General features: G+C 32.2%; 14 protein-coding genes and 2 pseudogenes. 9 read left to right on the top strand and 7 right to left on the bottom strand.

The genetic code is table 11. The annotated features are described in order from the left end of the window. Window position 1: 1 nt before the first annotated feature. The 4 genes from pseG to pseB are packed head-to-tail and all read right to left on the bottom strand — an operon-like array spanning window position 2 to window position 4,065. Window positions 2-1,087: a UDP-2,4-diacetamido-2,4,6-trideoxy-beta-L-altropyranose hydrolase gene (gene pseG, locus MHH71_RS09670; RefSeq protein ID WP_006093944.1), complete on the bottom strand. Its 1,086-nt coding sequence runs from the start codon at window positions 1,085-1,087 to the stop codon at window positions 2-4. A gap of 5 nt (window positions 1,088-1,092) precedes the next feature. Beyond that, entirely contained in the window at window positions 1,093-1,830 is a 738-nt protein-coding gene (locus tag MHH71_RS09665; protein WP_006093943.1) for a cytidylyltransferase domain-containing protein, read from the bottom strand. A gap of 20 nt (window positions 1,831-1,850) precedes the next feature. Further along, window positions 1,851-3,044 carry a UDP-4-amino-4,6-dideoxy-N-acetyl-beta-L-altrosamine transaminase gene (gene pseC / locus MHH71_RS09660; protein ID WP_003206199.1) on the bottom strand — a complete coding sequence of 398 codons (1,194 nt, stop codon included), beginning with the start codon at window positions 3,042-3,044 and terminating at the stop codon, window positions 1,851-1,853. 55 nt (window positions 3,045-3,099) lie between these two features. Further along, a complete protein-coding gene (pseB, locus tag MHH71_RS09655) occupies window positions 3,100-4,065 on the bottom strand; it encodes a UDP-N-acetylglucosamine 4,6-dehydratase (inverting) (RefSeq protein ID WP_033798730.1) in 966 nt (321 codons plus the stop codon). Window positions 4,066-4,728: 663 nt separating this feature from the next. Between pseB and MHH71_RS09650 the strand changes: the two genes are divergently transcribed. The 3 genes and pseudogenes from MHH71_RS09650 to MHH71_RS09640 all read left to right on the top strand — a co-directional run. Continuing rightward, window positions 4,729-7,428, top strand: a complete 2,700-nt coding sequence (locus tag MHH71_RS09650) for a glycosyltransferase (protein ID WP_240516963.1) — start codon at window positions 4,729-4,731, stop codon at window positions 7,426-7,428. A gap of 161 nt (window positions 7,429-7,589) precedes the next feature. Further along, window positions 7,590-8,825 carry a surface carbohydrate biosynthesis protein gene (locus tag MHH71_RS09645; RefSeq protein WP_240516964.1) on the top strand — a complete coding sequence of 412 codons (1,236 nt, stop codon included), beginning with the start codon at window positions 7,590-7,592 and terminating at the stop codon, window positions 8,823-8,825. A 359-nt stretch (window positions 8,826-9,184) separates the two neighbouring features. Continuing rightward, window positions 9,185-9,319 (top strand): annotated as a pseudogene (locus tag MHH71_RS09640) (sugar phosphate nucleotidyltransferase); the annotation flags it as partial. Window positions 9,320-9,581: 262 nt separating this feature from the next. On the opposite strand, the gene MHH71_RS09635 reads toward MHH71_RS09640, so the two are convergent. Continuing rightward, entirely contained in the window at window positions 9,582-10,547 is a 966-nt protein-coding gene (locus MHH71_RS09635; RefSeq protein ID WP_003206191.1) for a CgeB family protein, read from the bottom strand. Window positions 10,548-10,575: 28 nt separating this feature from the next. Beyond that, entirely contained in the window at window positions 10,576-10,815 is a 240-nt protein-coding gene (locus tag MHH71_RS09630; RefSeq protein ID WP_006093938.1) for a hypothetical protein, read from the bottom strand. Between the two features lie 631 nt (window positions 10,816-11,446). Between MHH71_RS09630 and MHH71_RS09625 the strand changes: the two genes are divergently transcribed. From MHH71_RS09625 to MHH71_RS09610, 4 genes and pseudogenes are all read left to right on the top strand, one after another. Further along, on the top strand, window positions 11,447-11,758 hold the full coding sequence (locus tag MHH71_RS09625) for a MerR family transcriptional regulator (protein ID WP_240516965.1): 312 nt from the start codon (window positions 11,447-11,449) through the stop codon (window positions 11,756-11,758). 684 nt (window positions 11,759-12,442) lie between these two features. Next, window positions 12,443-12,664 carry a hypothetical protein gene (locus tag MHH71_RS09620; RefSeq protein WP_033798727.1) on the top strand — a complete coding sequence of 74 codons (222 nt, stop codon included), beginning with the start codon at window positions 12,443-12,445 and terminating at the stop codon, window positions 12,662-12,664. After that, window positions 12,648-12,930, top strand: a pseudogene (locus tag MHH71_RS09615) (SDR family oxidoreductase); the annotation flags it as partial. The gene MHH71_RS09620 and the pseudogene MHH71_RS09615, both read left to right, overlap by 17 nt. 121 nt (window positions 12,931-13,051) lie before the next feature. Continuing rightward, a protein-coding gene (locus MHH71_RS09610) for an IS3 family transposase (protein WP_098125495.1) occupies window positions 13,052-14,214 on the top strand; the annotation gives its coding sequence in 2 pieces (ribosomal slippage) (window positions 13,052-13,319 and window positions 13,319-14,214; 1,164 coding nt in all). 83 nt (window positions 14,215-14,297) lie between these two features. Here MHH71_RS09610 and MHH71_RS09605 read toward each other — a convergent pair. Continuing rightward, the gene (locus MHH71_RS09605; protein ID WP_050774449.1) at window positions 14,298-15,503 is read right to left on the bottom strand and encodes a glycosyltransferase; all 1,206 of its coding nucleotides are present in this window, start codon (window positions 15,501-15,503) and stop codon (window positions 14,298-14,300) included. A gap of 548 nt (window positions 15,504-16,051) precedes the next feature. Between MHH71_RS09605 and MHH71_RS09600 the strand changes: the two genes are divergently transcribed. Beyond that, complete coding sequence (locus tag MHH71_RS09600) at window positions 16,052-16,966, top strand: NAD-dependent epimerase/dehydratase family protein (protein WP_006097333.1); 915 nt, start codon at window positions 16,052-16,054, stop codon at window positions 16,964-16,966. Between the two features lie 608 nt (window positions 16,967-17,574). Next, window positions 17,575-18,198 (top strand): CmcI family methyltransferase, encoded by a 624-nt coding sequence (locus MHH71_RS09595; protein WP_050774423.1) that lies wholly within the window; start codon window positions 17,575-17,577, stop codon window positions 18,196-18,198. The last annotated feature ends 49 nt before the right edge of the window (window positions 18,199-18,247 follow it).

Raw genomic sequence — 18,247 nt, 5'->3', positions numbered from 1 at the left:
TTTAATATTGTAAAATCTTTGATACTACACGTGTTTTTCCAAAAGCGTCTACAATCTCCAATGCTTTTCTAGAAGATCCCTCTAAATCAAAGTTTCCGCTCCTAACAATCTCAAGGGCATTACAAATATCCTTCTCGTAAATTTCTTCTGATTTTCCAATGTAAAAATCAATCCCTAAATCTCCTACTGTTTTACATATTTCAACTTGATTATGCGCTACTGAGATTAATAGTGCGGGTAATCCTAAACAATATCTTTCCCAAGTGGTTGAACCTCCAGCACATATGGCTAAATCCGCTTCATTCATTAATCTAGACATATAATCAATATTATGATGAAAGACCATATTTGGATGCTTTTTGCATAAATTTTGGATGAAATCTTTTTGAGGATTTGATCGACCGATAACTACATGAATAAGAAGCTGCGTATATTCTATTGCTTCTAGAGCTTTGATTACTTTGGAAGTTTCATTAGTGGGATCACTTCCACCAAAAAATATGAGTATTGTTTTAAGGGGATTTGTTCTTTTTCTTACATTTTTTCGTGCTTTTAAAAATTCGGATCTTAGCAATGCATATTTGGGGCCTAATAATTTTATACAATTTATAGGGATCAATTCTTCGTATCTTTGATCTATGTTTGCATAATAATTTTGATCTAGCAGTAGATCACATATATGTAACCTATCTGCTAAATCATCTATAACCATTATATAGTGGGCGAACTCCTTTAACTTTTCTTCCCACTTTTTATCTAAAGCATAATGATCTACAATGAGCCAATCAGCAAAGTGAATGCTTTTACGTATCATTTCTATTGTTTGTTGAGCATCAATTTCCCAGCTCGTTTGAAGCCATTGAGCATGTGTAGTATTACAATTATTTCTTACTAACTTCATTTTAGGCAACATATATACTGTGTGTCCCTGAGATTTTATAAAGTTACACATATGACCGTCCAATTCCCTAGATATAAAGGAAATCTGATGTCCTTGATTTTTTAACTCTTTTGCTAAGGTTAAACATCGCATAACATGCCCTGTTCCAATCTCTATAGAAGCGTCAACACGAATGAGTATGTTCATTTAAACTATATCCCTAATTTTTTTTGTTCTATATGGCTATTAATATAAAACAGGTCTGGTTCTTGTTTTAATAAATTTAAAATATCAATGAAAGAAAATTGGGGATTAACTGGATATAGTTTTGTAATAATTTTTTTTATAAAGATAAAGTCTTCTTTCGTATCTACAGTCCAGCGATGTTTACTTTCATCTAAGTGATTCTGGACATTGAACAGTTTAAACGTTTTAGGGGTGTTATATATATATGCAGTCACATGCTCGCGATAGGATGGCTGATTTGCTTTTTCATATGTTTGTTTTAAAATTCGGTAGGGCATAACTTCTGTATCTAAACCTCTTGGATAAGTACGGATTAATGTGTTAGATACATAATCATATTTATTTTGATGTTCTAAATAGCAATTAACTATCTTATCAATAATATCAGGATCAATAACGGGACAATCTGAAGTTAATCGAACTACAACATCTACAGAAAATTGTGTTGCAGCTTCATAATAACGTGATAATACATCATCTGCTGATCCACGATAATAAGGAACAGAAAGTTGTTCGCAAAGCTCAATGATTGGATTATCATTTTGATTTGTAGTAGTCGCTACAATAATTTGGTTAATTGTTTTCGCTCTTTTTACTCGTTCAATTTGATATTCTAATAGTGTTTTATCAAGAACTTTCTTCATTATCTTCCCCGGAAGTCTAGTTGAGCCCATTCGAGCTTGAATAATAGCGGCAACTTTCATTTCATCACCTTTTTATTCACTTATTTTTTATAGAAATTGATTACCTTTTTAACTGCTTGAATGACATCATTAGCGTCTTGTTCACTCATTTCTGAAAATAATGGTAGAGTAATGATACTTTCATATAATTTTTCAGCATTAGGACAAATTCCTTTTTGATAACCTAATTTTTGATAGTAGGGTTGTAAATGAATTGGAATGTAGTGAACATTGACACCAATATTTTCTTGCTGTAACGCTTGAAAGATTTCTTTTCGATCAACTTTTAGCATTGGTAAATTTAACTGAATGATATACAAATGCCAACTTGAATCAACATGATCTAATTGTTTTGGAAGAATAACTTCAGGTAAATCTTTTAGTGCCATATTATACATTGATACATATTGTTTTCTTTTAGCAATAAAAGAATCTAATTTTTGCAGTTGTGATAATCCAAGAGCAGCTTGAATATCTGTCATCCGATAATTATAGCCAAGAAATTGCATTTCATAGTACCAAGGTCCATGATTTTCAGTTAGGTTATTAGGGTTACGGGTGATTCCATGGGTTCTAAACTGAAGAAGTTTTTGATAGTAGTCTTCATTATTTGTTGTAATGATTCCGCCCTCGCCTGTTGTAATATGTTTGACGGGGTGAAAACTGAACATGGTCATATCACTAATTGAACCAATTTTTTTCTTTTTGTAAGTAGCGCCTAATGCATGAGCTGCATCTTCGATTACTGTTAGGTTATATTCTTGGGCAATTTTTGAAATTTTTTCAAGTTCAACTGGCTGTCCAGTAAAATGTACAGGTATAATTGCTTTTGTTTTATTTGTAATCTTATCTTTTATTAAATTAGGATCAATATTGTAAGTGTCGGATTTTATATCCGTAAATACCGGAACGCCACCTTGGTAAAGGACACAGTTAGAACTGGCAGCGAACGTCATTGATGTCGTGATGACTTCATCATCATTGGATATCCCCGCTGCAAAACAGGCGCCATGTAGGGCGGCTGTTCCACTTGAAAATGCTACGGCGTATTTCGCACCTACATATGCTGCCACTTGATTTTCAAATTGTTTTATTGTTGGACCGGTTGTAATAAAATCACTTTTTAAAACGTTGATTACGGCTTGAATATCATCTTCATCAATGGATTGCTTGCCGTATGGCAAATAATGATTCCGTACGGGTTTTCCGCCATGAATTGCTAAACAATACTTCATGATCCTTAATACTCCCTTATATGTTGTTTTGACTTATTTAGACTGTTTTTTTATCTTATTCACTAATTAACTGTTTTAACTCTTCTTTTGTTAACCAATGTTCATTTTTGTCGCTTGTATAACTAAAACCTGCTGGAAGCGGTTTGCCTTCACTTATATACGCTTTATCCCACCAATTAAATTCTGGTTGAATGATATAATAATCTTCAAATTCTAAAGTATGACGGGCATCATCTTCAGTTATCATAGCCTCATGAAGCTTCTCGCCTGGACGGATGCCTATAAACTCAATTTTACATTTAGGTGCAATTACTTTTGCCAAGTCTGTTACTTTCATGCTGGGGATTTTAGGGACAAAAATTTCCCCGCCCTTCATTCGCTGAAGGTTATCAAGAACAAATTGTACTCCCTGATCAAGTGTTATCCAAAATCGTGTCATACGTTCATCCGTTATAGGGATTTTCCCGGTTTTTTTTATGCTTTTAAAAAATGGTACTACACTGCCTCTGCTGCCTACTACATTTCCGTATCGTACCACTGCAAATCTGGTGTCCTTTTTCCCTGCATAAGCATTTGCTGCAACAAAAAGTTTATCTGATGCTAATTTCGTTGCACCGTATAAGTTAATTGGAGAGGCAGCTTTATCTGTGCTCAAAGCAATGACACGTTTCACACCACAATCCATAGCAGCTTCAATTACATTCTGAGCGCCATAGATATTTGTTTTAATTGCTTCAAACGGATTGTACTCACATGCACCGACATGCTTTAAAGCAGCTGCATGAACTACAATATCCACCCCAGCAAAAGCACGGTATAAACGAGCTTTATCACGTACATCCCCAATAAAAAAACGAATACGCGAATCTGTATACTCTTGAGCCATTTCGTATTGTTTCAATTCATCACGACTAAAAACAATAATCTTGTTTACACCAAGTTCTAGGGCTTTTTTTATAAATCTCTTTCCGAAAGAGCCTGTTCCACCTGTAACTAAAATTGTTTTTCCTGTTAAATCCATTTTTTTCACAGCCTTTTTTTATTGAATCCATTTTCACTATCTATTACTATGAATATTTCGGGAAAACGTTTGGGTATCATCTCTACATTTCCTTATAATTTTCCCGAAATGGTGAATAAGCCTAGATTGAAGTCTACTTTTAACTGTTTTGTGATTTATTTCTTGGTTCAGGAAATGATAAATATGTTAAATAGTTTTTTATATTATTGAGAGGCTAGAAATCAAAATCTTCGTTTTTAGATATAAGAGGTATCTTCAGGTTTTCTAATCAAAAAGTGTTACATGTTCATAAGCTGTTCAAGTTCAGAGAGGGATTATGTATTTAATATAGAGATAATGCACCATCTTTTTTCAAGCTAGACTATGTAACTATACAAAAAGACAAACAAAACATAGCATAGTAAAAGTAAAAGCCTAAATCTGCTTTCTATTGTTCGATCGCATAGTTTATACCACTAATTAGTAATTAATAAAAACATCGATCGTGTACAACTAGTTGATTAAAAACTTAAATAATAGAAATGTATCTTCAGTAATAAAAACACGTAATTCAAAGAACTTTGAAATAGATGTTGAATGGCGCAATTAATAAAAAAATATATATCTTTTAATTTTAATAGTTATTTTTTGGTTTTTTGAATTATATAAGCGAGGGTGAACAATGTGTTTCAAGGGTTTTTAAATTTTAAAGGGCAAGAAATAATAATGACCAAGGACTTGTTTAGAAATATTAAAAATGATTTCACCTATGAATTTTGGATAAAGCCTCAAAAGGAAATTCAATTAAATGAGGAATCGGATCAAGGAAAACATGGAATTTTTGGTCAAAGATATATTATTGGTCCAGGGCATCCTGTAATTGAACGAAAAGATGAATCGGGTGCCGGAGTATCGGTTGGAACGAATGGTATAACGGTATATGAACACAGTCACAATTATTTACCTCCTCTACTCACATATGAAATAAAAATAGACGATTGGACTCATATAGCTATTGTTTATGAAAATAAAACTCCAAATTTATATGTGAATGGAAGTTTTGTAAAAAGAGGATTAAAAAGTACTAAGACTAATGTCTTTGCCTCAGGAAGTATTGGAGGATGTGGAGCATACGGATATTTTGAAGGGAAAATGAATAGTTTGAGGATTTGGGGTTATTCAAAAAACGAAAAAGAGATTAAGCTCCATATGGATAAATGTTTAAATGGTGACGAACAAGGATTGATTTTAAATTGGAACTACGAAAAGCCAACATATATCCAATCTATTTCGAATACAAACGAGGAAGCTGATAAACCATCTTTTTTAAATGATTCTATTCGTAATCAATTTAGTTTAGAAACATTAAATGAATCAAATTATATTGAATATAATAATGAATTACTTGAAGATACTGAAGTGGATGTGATTATACCAATATATAATGGCTACGAATTTACAAAGAGATGTATAGAAAGTATATACAATAATATAGACATTCGTTGTAATTTATTTTTGATTAATGATGCTAGTACAGATCAACAGATATATCGTTTTTTGGAAAGCTTGAAATCTAACAAATTACCTCAAAGCTTAAAAAAATTAGTGGTTATACACAATGATAAAAACTTAGGATATGTACAAAGTATTAATAAAGGCTTACTTTTAACAACAAATCACCCCATCTTATTAAATAGCGATACAGAAATTCCACCTCATTGTTTTCGGCGCTTAATCAACCCTATTTTAGTAAATGATAAAATTTCATCCGTTACCCCTTTCTCAAATAGTGCTACGATTTGTTCCTATCCTAATTTTGTTCAAGATAATGAATTGCCATACAATATGACTGCAAATGAAGTCGATGCTTATTTTTCAAAATATGTCATTAACAAAGGGATAGTAATCCCAACAGGTGTAGGCTTCTGTATGGCATTAAATAGAAATGTTATTCATGATATCGGAATCTTTGATGATGAGGTTTTTGGCAAGGGGTATGGCGAGGAAAATGATTGGTGTATGGGAGCACGTCATAAAGGATATCAAAATATATTGATTCCAAATGTGTTTGTTTATCATAAACATGGTGTAAGTTTTAATCAAATAGATGGAAGTAAACAAGAGCTAATGTCAAGTAATTTAAAAAAACTACTTAACCGATACCCAGATTATAATAAAATCATACAAGACTTTATAAGGCTGGATCCAATAAAAAATATAAGAGAATTCATGAAAAGTATAATGGTTGCCGATAAATTTTCTTATAGAAAGGGCAGATTATTTATCGATCATGGCTTAGGTGGCGGTGCCTCAATCTATCAAACTAACTATATAAAAACATTAGAAGATGATGAGAGAATATACACGTTAACACCTGGGACAGATTATGTGATTTTAACTGATCATAATCATTCCGAACCAATAAATTATAATCTTAAAATAAGTAAACTAACTGAAATGAACTTTAAAAAATTATTAAGTGCTCTAAACATTGATTTGATTTTTATTAATCATTTATTTAAGTATCCCATTGAAAAAATGTTTCGTTTAATAAAACACTCACTTGTGGATTATTATTTTTACATTCATGATTTTTATTGTGTTTGCCCAAGCTATAATTTAATAAATCATCAAAAGAAGTATTGTAATGCTGAAACAAATGTAGATATCTGTCAGGGATGTATTGCGAAAATATTTCCGAAAGAAGCTATTCATATTGAAGGTTGGAGAGAAGCGTTTTATTCTTTTTTAATGGGTGCGAAAAAGGTAATTACCCCTAGTCATAACACGAAAGATATTATTCTAAAATACTATAAAGATATTGAGATAGAAGTAAGAGAGCATGTTATTAATCCAAAAATATCATACTCCTTTAAGGAGGAGTTTTTAAATAAAAAAGTTTTAAATATTGCTTTTATGGGAGCCATTGATTATCCGAAAGGATCAAGTATTATATATGAGCTAAAGGATTTAATTGTTAAAGAAAATTTACCAATAAATATAAAGGTGATTGGTATAACAAATATTCATTTTAATCCACACAAAAGTGCTGAAGGAAAGTTTGAAGTCACAGGAAGATATCAGGTGGATAATTTATCTGATATATTAGCTCAAAATGAAATAGCATTGGTTATTAATCCGTCCATTTGCCCTGAAACATATTCCTATACAACAAGTGAAGCAATGTTATCGGGATACCCCATTATTACATTTGATCTAGGCGCCCCTGCTGAACGAGTAGAAAAATATCAGTGTGGATGGATTCTTGACAACATGAATAGTAATGAAATATTAAATTTATTAAAAAACTTATTAAAAAATAGAGAACAAATCCACGAAAAAGCAAAGAAATTAAGAGATTTGCGGGAAGGAAATGAATTTTAGGATAAGGTCCACATATCTAATAGATTTGTAGTGAAAATAGGGATCTTTTATGTAATAAATGCCATTATTGTCTTTGTGCTATCTTTTATAAGAAAGAATATAATAAATGATACTGAAGACAAGGTTATTTTCGATTGAAAAAATAAGAAGGGGTGATGGTTATGTCACAAAAGTTTCTCTACTTACCAATCGAATCAAAAACAAGGGAATTAGACGCAAAATTACTCTTAACCTATTATGCAATTAAAGGGAATTATCGAATTATTCTGGGAACGCACACGCCTATTCTCTCTCACTTGGAGTTATTACCTAAGGGCATCATTTGTTCAAAGGGAACTCCTTATGGTGATGCAAGGAAAGAATATATGACTCGTGCATACAAACTAGGCTATTCTATTGTTGAATTGGATGAAGAAGAAGGATTATTCCTTAATAGTAATAATTATAGTCGTCTTGGAAAAGATGATACGTATGTTAAAATACTTGAGCATGTATATTGCTGGGGAGATGCTCATAAAGAAATAGTTACAAATACTTTTCCTAAATTTAAGGGAAAATTTCATTTAACTGGTCATCCACGGTTCGATTTACTCAAGAAAAAGTTCCGGGGGTTATATAATGATGAAGTGAAAATGATTGAACAGCGGTTTGGAGACTTTATTTTAGTAAATACAAGATTTACGCAATATAATCACTTTATAAGAGGGTTCAATCCTAACGAACATTATATAAAGGAAGTATACGAACATTTTATCCAATTAATTAAAGAATTAAGTGAGAAATATCCGAATCTCAATATTGTTGTTCGTCCTCATATTCATGAAAATGTAGATAGTTATCGAAAAGAATTGTCGGATTATAAAAATGTGTTTGTTGCCCATGATGGTAATGTGGTTATGTGGATTTTGGCCTCAAAAGTCGTGATACACAATCGTTGTACGACAGGCATTGAAGCTTTGTTACTTGATAAACCAGTCATTGCTTATATGCCAATTAATTATGAGAAAGAGAAGAAATATTTACCTAATGCAGTTACCTATAAATCAGTGAATAGTAGTGAAGTATTCAACTTAGTCGATTTCTGTTTATCTAAAGGAGAAATAGGTGAAGAAAAAAGGAGTCTATCAAAAAATTATTATGGGTCCATGGATGTAGAAAATTATGCTTATCAAAATATTATCCGTTTATTAGATACAATCAGTTTCACGGGTGAAAGTTCCATTGAGGAATCTTCAGTAAGAGCGCTCTCTACAATAAAAGGGGATCATACGTTGACTTCAGAGGAAGAAATAAAAAGTTTCTTTGAAAAATTGGATTTAATAGAAATGAATAAAAATGAAGTGAGTGTTCGAACATTAGCTCCTGATTTATTTGAAATAATATCTAATAACAGTTGAGTCCTTTTTTCTATGAGGCTTAACGTAACTTCCTTAGTTAGATAAAAACCCTTGGTAACAAGGGTTTTTATTATTTCATATAATGAAGAATCAAAGTTTCTAAAGCGTGTTTTTTTATAATAAATCAATCATAGCATTTAGTTTTGAAACCGTTGTTAGAAAGAAATTTACGATTGTTAATTCAATGAGCCCTAAAGAATTGTATTAATACTGCAAAGGAATTTTATTAGTACAATGGGGGTTTTGATGAGGGATACGGGAGATGACCTTTAGATACTTTGGAAATATGAATATTACTCTATTTTTACTTAAAACATCGGGGTACGTTTTAGATTGTTAGAGAAGAAGGGAGCAATTTTATGAAAGGGATTATTTTAGCTGGAGGTACAGGATCGAGATTATATCCTATCACTAGAGTGACCGATAAACATTTGCTACCTGTTGGACGTTATCCAATGATTTATCATTCAGTTTGTAAGCTAAAAGAATGTGAAGGTTGTATCTAAGTTTTTTGGTACATTTTTTATATGTTTGAAATCTTTTCGTTTATATATCCCGAGAAAGATAGGTTAATGAAATGCTTTATAAAAAGAAAAATCATCGATAATATAACCGATGATTTTTCTTTTTGATAATGTGGAAAGTAAGAATTGTCCCCAATAAATTTTGGTTTAAACACAGATTGTTTAGAGTGTAATGAATGGATATTAGATATTATTTTTTTTGATAAGTTATATTTGTTGTAGAACATGATTTTTATGATTGAATAGTCTTCACCATTTCTTTTATTCTTTGGCAAAATGTATGCTGTCCTATAACTATTTTTTGAGCTTTTTGAGCAATAATCTCCTTCTTTTTTTTATCATTCATATAGGTAATCACTTTACACAGGCAATCTTCATAATCCTGATAAGATATCATTTCTTCTTCAGTAAAGAAAGAACGAAGATTAGGCTTTTCCTCTATTAATTGAAAAGCTCCACATGCTGCAATATCAAACGTTCGATTATTAATGCTTTCATTCATAACCTTGGACGTATTCTGATTATATAAGAAATTGTTACTTCGATGAGGGTTTAATACAATGCTAGCTCCGTTATAAAAATAAGAAACCTTTTCTGGATTCATCCATGTATCTTCAATCATAACCCTTGCATTGTTTCTCCAGACCTTTTGTAGTCTATTACGCCATCCTTTTCCAATTAGTGTTAGGGCATAATTTGTATTCTTTAGAAGGAAATGAATAAGGTTTACCCTTGTCTGATATGGATATCCTACAAGAAGCAAGTCACTTTTATATACATGCTCTACTGAGCGCGGTTTAAAAATGGAATGATTCGTACCTAACGGTAAATAGTGGGCATTCTGATGAACGAGTTGGTACTGTTTTAAAGCTCCAGTATCGATGGTAAAGATATAGTCGAACCTATCAATGATTTGATAAGTCTTATCAAAATAATAAGGGTCTTCAGTCATCCAACAAGCCAATTGAATACCATTCTCTTTAAAATACTGGATAGCTTGTATAGAGAGATTGTCTCCTAATATTGTTAGGACTACTTGTGGCTGAAACGTGGTAACAATTGACCTTATATTTTCTATTGGCTCTGATGGATGAAAGCAGGTCCATTTATATCCGTTATCACTAAGCGCAGTTTTCATACTTTGATCTAAATAATCATAAATACCAAGATAACCAGAAGAAATATACAATAACTTCATTACATATCACCAATTGTATTCATCATTTTTAATCTTTTGCTGTTATGATGCTTTCAACACACTTACAATTAATTTGTATAACATTTGTAACGTTTGGAGATGGTAGAGCCTCTTCTTCTAATGTAACGATACCAGTTTTTTTATTAAATTTTGTTAATTTGGCTGGTCCATAAACAAAACCTGATTTACCTACAACTGTTATAATCGTTCCAAGTGGTATGTTGGAGAATTGACGGCAGATGCTACTTTTACATATCCATAGAAACATAAATAAATCTTCCTCCTTTGTTAATATTTGATAACATATATACTATTATATGCAAATAGATAGAGTTTCGTGAAAATAGTACTTTCATAAATTAAAACGTTTATTTTTAAGGATATATTCACTAGCATAGCGCATGAAAAGGTATGACTGGGAGCAGTATAATGTTCATTTGAGTATTATAGGAAATTCAGCGGTTATCAATAAAAGAGGGAACAGGATTTTAAAATAAAGTGAAGAAAATGCAAGAACTTGTCATAAAGTAACATGAAAAAGTAGGTAACACAGTGTTATTTCTATAAAATCCATATAAAGATTTATATAAAAAAATCCATTTTGATCAATTTTTTCAAAATGGATTCTTTTTATGCAATGTGAATAGGGGAAGGTGTTTTTGGTTACATTTTATTGAAAAGCTATATTGGTGTAAGATTTATGAATTCCGCAATCGGGCACGATTCTTAAATAAGAAGGCGTTTTATATGAAGGGCGTTATTTATATAAACAGCAAAAAGTTTAAAAAAGCTACTTGAACCTAACACGGTGTCAGGTTGTATAGTAATGTCGCCGGCAAAATTAACTCGTGCGAAATGAGGGGTTGATTCTGAATAGAAAAACCTGGAAAGTTGGAGAGTTGGCTAAGCAAACCGGACTTACGGTACAGATGCTCCATCATTATGATAAAATTGGGTTGTTTTCTCTCCCGCAGTCTTCTGATAAGGGACAAAGGCTCTACACTGAAACAGATATTGCAAAGCTGCAACAAGTTATGTCACTTAAACAGTTAGGTTTTGCTTTGGCTGAGATTAAAGAGATGATAGAAAAGCCAAATTTGAATCCGGTCGAAGTCATAAAAGTACAACTAGAAAGTGTAAAAGAGCACATTCGGATACAAGAACAATTGTGCAGTCTATTACGCCAGCCTTTTCCAATGAGTGTGATTTGATAGTTAGTGTTTTTTTAAGGAAATGGATGAAAGTAAGTCCATTCATAGCCATTATTGCTTAGCTCAGCTTTCATACTCTGATCTAAATAATTGTAAATACCGAGTTAATCGGAAGAGATATACAATAGCTTCACTATACATCAACAATTGTAGTGGTCATTTTCTAATCATCTGTTGTTATGATGCTCTCAATATCGTCACAGCTAATTAGAATAGTAGTCGTAAAACCTGGAGATGGTAAACCTTGCTCTTCCAATGTAACTATGCAATTTCCTATATTAAGGCTTATAAACTTGGCTGGTCCATAAACAAAACCGGACTTACCTACAACTGTTATAATAGTTCCTGGCAATATGCCGGAGAACAACAGCAGGTGGCAGATACTACTGTTACATGCCATGGGAAAATATTCCCTCCTTCTTATTCATTAAGTTAATATTTAATAACACTTATACTATATGTTTATAGGTATATTTTTGTGCAGAGAACATCCTAGTGAATACACCCTCTTATACCAATTCAAATTTATGCTTTTAGTTTATATTACCTAATGCAGATAATTAAAAAGCGAGGGAGTATGTCTTTAACATGCCCTGCTAGTGGCTATATGTTTTCGGGAAATCTTCATACACTACTAAAGAGTAAAAGTCCAATTGAGAGATTATATATATTGATGAATTCTATATGAATCAACTTACTATATACAGGATTGGTTTTGAATTCAAAGGTTGTAATCATTTTTACTTGTTAAACAAGTCTGTATTAGTAGGTAAAGCAATGGAACGTGTACGTATTCAATCTTTAAATGAATGGGAACTTTGTATGATGGATGACAAGTCTAATAAAGAAACATTACATGTCATTAAACAATATTTGGGTGATTCAAGACTCGCTAGACACAAGTAAAAGGTATTTAGCGAACGACTTAGGATAGCATACATAATATTCGTGTGTCCCCTGTGGCAGTAGGAGAAATCCGTACGTTATCAGTAAAAAGGATTGGTGATTTCAACAGCATCTTAAAACAAATCGAAGAGCGCGCACCATTTCGCCGCAACGTAACACAAGAGGAGGTTGGTAATCCAGCTTTATTCTTATTTAGTAACTTAGCAAGTCGTGTTACTGGTGAGAACATTCATGGGGATTTTGGGTATCATATTTTAGGTAATTAAATATAAAATGATGAAAAAACACCTTCTACCCCCAATGGAGTGAACCCTGAGAATGAGACGATAAAAAACACCTCTCTAAATCGTAAGTATCAGTTATGATTTTAATGGAGGTGTTTTTCGTATGGGGAAAAAGACGCATTATCCCGCCGAAATAAAGTGGAAAGTAGTTGAAATGAAACACCAAGGATTCAAAAATAAAGAAATTATGGATGCCTTAGGAATTAAACATGTGGCTCAAATTAAAACTTGGATGAAATGGTATCGTGAAGGCGAAACCTATCGGTTTGAACAATCTATTGGAAGACAATCTGTACATGGAAAAGGCTTAAAAAAGTTAACAGAACTTGAACAAAAAGAATTAGAAATACGTTATTTAAAGGCAAAGATTATATTGCTGGAAAAGTGCCAAGAAATTTTAAGGAGGTGGGAGGAAAAGAAGAAATAATGAAAATGATAAAGGAATGGCAATCAATTTTTACAATTGCAGAACTGTGTTCCATATTTGATATTTCACGTGCTACTTATTATCGTTGGAAAAAGCAGGAGAAAACAGTAACTAATCATGAAGAAAAAACCGTAATAGAAATATGTCAACATCATAAATATCGGTATGGATATCGTCGGGTTACAGCTTGTCTACGTAATCAATTTAACATCGTAATCAATCATAAAAAAGTATTACGTATCATGAGAAAATACAACGTATTATCTCGGGTTAGAAAAAAGAAAAAGACATTTGTACTCGGTCATGAACCAGTGGTAGCTAAAAATAGAATACAACGAAGATTTAAAGCTACCAAGCCTAATGAAAAATGGTTCACGGATATCACGTATTTGATGTTCGGCAATAAGACTCTTTATTTTTCATCTATTATAGATGGGTTTAACAATGAAATTATAAGTTATAAAATAGGTGAGACACAGGATGTTTCTCTTGTATTAGATACTCTAAAAGAAGCTTTAAGAAAGCGAAATGTGATTGATACGATTTTACATTCGGATCAAGGAAAAGTGTATACATCAAAACAATTTCAAACATATGCCAAAGAAAAAGGCATTATCACAAGCATGTCTCGTACAGGAAACTGCCATGATAATGCCCTCATAGAATCCTTTCATTCTCACTTGAAATCCGAAGGATTCTATGCGCAAAATATAAAACAATCGAATAATGCTAGTATAATACAAACTGTGGATGAATACATCCACTACTATAATAATGAACGGATTCAGAGAAAATTAGATAACATGTCACCTATAGCTTATAGGAAACATGTTGTCTAGGTGTTTTTTCTTTGTCTCACCAAATGGGGTCAGACCACCCAATGAAATGGGGTATAAAAGGTGTTTTTTATTTCTTATATGAACTAATAAAATTTCGAGTTATTTTCAACAACCTCCGCTATATGTGGTGGTAATTGTTTGATTTTAGATTGGAGGCGTTTCTGAGCAGCGCGACCTAAATTACGTTTATTTTCGATATAATACGCACATATGGAAATTTCATGATCAAAAAGGTAGTCGTAGACGTGGTAATCTACAAAAAGAATATCTTCTTTTGGGAATGGAATTTCTTTTCCTTGTAATGCATACATCAAGCTTAAATTATTTTTAGCTTTCAGTCGATACATTCTTGCAAGGTGGGACAAAGGTTCCGCTCTACAGGGTCTGTACTCCCAAGCATTCTGAAGATAAGTAGTAGCAAGAGCAAAAAATTGTTCCTCCTGATGGATGAAGGTATCTATTGTAGATTGATCAACTTTTGATTTATTTTTTTCTGACTCTGTAATTAATTGTTCACGTTGGAAAGAAGCCGTATTTGCCAAACGTTCATAACAGAGACCTATTCGTAAGAGGGCATAAAATACTTCTTCCGCCCATCCGCCCGCTTCAACTCTTTTTTTATACCATTTGATTGCTTCATCTAATTCGTTGAGAATGGATAATGTTTGTGCTAAGTAAAACATGTATCTGATTTTTAAATCGGGCGGGGTTGCTTCATCGTGAATTCCTTCTAATAGCAACCGTTTATCTCGTTCAAATTTATCACTCTTACTCCCACCGTCTCCTTGGTCATTGATAATTAGACTATCGAGTTTTTCAACTGTATCAAAGTAAGTAACTTGATCAGCCTTTAATTTAGAACGATCTAAATCCCAATATTCATGTGTAACTCCAACGGATCGCCATGGCAAAGATGTCTTAAGTAGACGAGAAAGCCAATATTTTATTTGAGGATCATATTGCATAGTCAAATAATGGTCCTTATCTAACTTACATTTATCAAAATGTGGCTTAACTTCTAAGACCATATCAGCATCGAGTAACAGCAAATAATCTGCCTCTGGATAAGTTTTTTGCGCCAAAGATACAGCTAAGCTTCGATTATATCCAAAATTTTTAAAAGGTTCATGGTGCACAGTACCAGGTATGTTATTTTCTCTGCACCAGTTTTCAATAATTTCAGGTGTTCCATCAGTCGAACCCGTATCACAAATAGAAACAAAATCAATGATAGATTTAGTCGGATTTAAACATCTTTCTATAATTTTTGATTCATTTTTTACAATCATACAAAGACATATTTTCTTTTGCGATTTTATGTGTTTTGTTGTTTTTGATTTATTTTTAGCCACTATTTTCCCCCCTATTTTTGTTCAAAAGGTTTTATTCGTTCAACAACATCTGATTTTATATACTTTGAACAAATGCTAATAAAGAGTTATAAGTTCTCTAAAGTATTGCTAGTAACTCTCAATCTTACAAATTCTCCTCATTTTAATCATTCGCCTTGCAATCTAATGGGGCGCTATTGGGTATGTGCAACTTCATATACGTAATTAATTACAATAGTAAAGCATGTAAGTATTTTGTTTTACTTTATGTGTGAAACCATATTAGGCATGCGCTAGATTTATCATATGCAGTCGGATTTAATTTTGTGAGTCTCTTTAATTCGGCATTGAATAGTTATAAGGCTTACTGTATCAAAAAATATATAGTCAACATAAATTGTAACAACATTGATTTTATAGAAATAATCATTCAATTAATTGAATGAAATGAATATTTTTAGTTGTCTTATATGTAAGGGAATATAACTTTTTGGGAGGGGAAATATTTGAAAGTTTTAGTCACAGGTGGAGCTGGCTTTATTGGTTCACATATTGTTGAATTCTTATTAGAAAACAATATAGATACAGTGGTTGTTGATAATTTAGTTACTGGGCATAAGTATAATATTCCATCAAAAGTTGCTTTCTATCATTTTGATATAAGGGATCCCAATATCGATAAAATTTTCATGGTTGAAAAACCTGATTTTGTAATACATCAAGCAGCACAAGTATCTGTACAGGAATCTGTAAAACAGCCATTTTACGATTGCAGTGAAAATGTCATGGCTACTGTTAATATTCTTCAAGCTTGTATAAAGTACAATGTAAAAAAAATTATTTACGCATCAACTGCTGCTGTATACGGTAATCCCCAATACTTACCTATTGATGAGAACCATGATCTTAATCCTGTATCATTTTATGGTTTATCAAAATTGACCAGTGAAGCATATATTCAATTATTTGCAAAGCTTTATGGTTTAAAATATACAATTCTCAGATACTCCAATGTTTATGGTGCAAGGCAGAATACAGATGGAGAGGCTGGTGTCATTTCCATTTTTATGGATCGTTTATTTAAGAATGATAGTCCAATTATATATGGTGACGGAAATCAGACACGAGATTTTATCTTTGTTAAAGATGTAGCACATGCTAACTTCTTGGCATTTAGAAATGCTGACAATCAAATATGTAATATTAGTTCGAATCAACAAATTTCAGTTAATGAACTGCTAGATACAATTTGCAATTTAATGAAAATAGAAAATAAAAGAATATACAAAGAGGAAAGACCAGGGGATGTTATCCATAGTTATTTATCAAATGATAAAGCTAGAAAATATTTGAATTGGCACCCGGAATTTTCATTGCTTCAAGGATTAGGGGAGACGATTTCTTTTTTCCATAAAGAATAAAATTGAAAATTATCATAGAAGCGTATACTAAGTTTTATCATATTTAATGTAAATACGATTAATAACATACGAAAGGGCGTGGGAAACATTTATTAATCTATGGTGTTGATTGGTGGGTTTTGGGAATCCCTGTCCGTCATTGACTATCATATTCGTTTACACTGTATTCGGGTACAATGCGAGTCACTTTGTTCAACGTGCCTTGTTTAAACGGCACCAGTTCGACAATTACAATATGAGGTCTTTATAAGGAACAAGATGACCCATAATTTCTAATGTTGATAGGCCGTTTGTATTACGTTATGAAGAATATGGGTGTTAGAAGAAAAGATAAATATTGCCCTAAAGGAAATGATGTTAGGTACAATTACCAAGAAATGAAAAGGTAGCATACTTTACAACGAAGAACATCTGTATTTTTTTACAGCGCCAAGATCTTCATAAGTTGCATGGAACTATACCTTATGTGTTATTATATAGCATCTTTCTGAACTTAGTTACTTTGCCTTCTGGAATGAATGAATTCATAATTTTTCTTTTTAAACATATTATGTTTGGTGTCACGCAATTTTATGAAATAAATGGAAATTTTAAAGGGGGTGTTTTATATGAAGGATTTTATTCAAGAGTTCCATAAATATTACTATGATAGCTTAGTATGGTCAAAAAGCACCAAATGGTTAGGTGTTCCAATTCACAAATGTCCTTTAGATTTATTTTTATATCAGGAAATAATTTATCAAATTAAGCCTGATCTTATTATTGAATGTGGGACATATGATGGAGGCAGCGCGCTGTTTTTTTCATCGATGCTGGATTTAATCCAAAAAGGGCAAGTTCTTTCTATTGATATAGCACCTCAGTCAAACCTTCCTACTCACCCACGATTAACTTATTTACGAGCATCTTCAACATCCTCTGAAGCTATGGGAAAAGTACAAAGCATGATTAATCCGGAAGATGTGGTCATGGTAATTTTGGACTCCGATCACAGCAAAAATCATGTACTGAATGAATTAAAATTATATAGTGAGGTAGTTACTACAGGAAGCTATTTAGTTGTAGAAGATACGAACATAAATGGTCATCCTGTATTACCAAATTGGGGACCAGGGCCAATGGAAGCATTAACAGAATTTTTAAAGGAAAATAATCAGTTTGTTATAGATGGGAGTAAACATAAGTTCTTTGTAACTTTTCACCCTAATGGATTTTTATACAAGGTAAGATGAAAGGTATATTAAAAATAAAATATGTTGTATCATATCCGTGAAAACTATA

The sequence above is a fragment of the Bacillus sp. FSL H8-0534 genome, from assembly GCF_038005885.1.
GTDB classification, from domain to species: domain Bacteria; phylum Bacillota; class Bacilli; order Bacillales; family Bacillaceae_G; genus Bacillus_A; species Bacillus_A pseudomycoides.
Note: the sequence above shows the minus strand (reverse complement) of the source record. Positions and strands in the feature narration are given on the sequence as shown.

Bases quoted from the DNA above. Each gene is read 5' to 3' on its own strand.
- MHH71_RS09595 (WP_050774423.1), top strand. From the start codon at position 17,575: ATGAAGGATTTTATTCAAGAGTTCCATAAATATTACTATGATAGCTTA.
- MHH71_RS09620 (WP_033798727.1), top strand. From the start codon at position 12,443: ATGAATCAACTTACTATATACAGGATTGGTTTTGAATTCAAAGGTTGT.
- MHH71_RS09605 (WP_050774449.1), bottom strand. From the start codon at position 15,503: ATGATTGTAAAAAATGAATCAAAAATTATAGAAAGATGTTTAAATCCG.
- MHH71_RS09630 (WP_006093938.1), bottom strand. From the start codon at position 10,815: ATGTTTCTATGGATATGTAAAAGTAGCATCTGCCGTCAATTCTCCAAC.
- pseC (WP_003206199.1), bottom strand. From the start codon at position 3,044: ATGAAGTATTGTTTAGCAATTCATGGCGGAAAACCCGTACGGAATCAT.
- pseB (WP_033798730.1), bottom strand. From the start codon at position 4,065: ATGGATTTAACAGGAAAAACAATTTTAGTTACAGGTGGAACAGGCTCT.
- MHH71_RS09665 (WP_006093943.1), bottom strand. From the start codon at position 1,830: ATGAAAGTTGCCGCTATTATTCAAGCTCGAATGGGCTCAACTAGACTT.
- MHH71_RS09645 (WP_240516964.1), top strand. From the start codon at position 7,590: ATGTCACAAAAGTTTCTCTACTTACCAATCGAATCAAAAACAAGGGAA.
- pseG (WP_006093944.1), bottom strand. From the start codon at position 1,087: ATGAACATACTCATTCGTGTTGACGCTTCTATAGAGATTGGAACAGGG.
- MHH71_RS09635 (WP_003206191.1), bottom strand. From the start codon at position 10,547: ATGAAGTTATTGTATATTTCTTCTGGTTATCTTGGTATTTATGATTAT.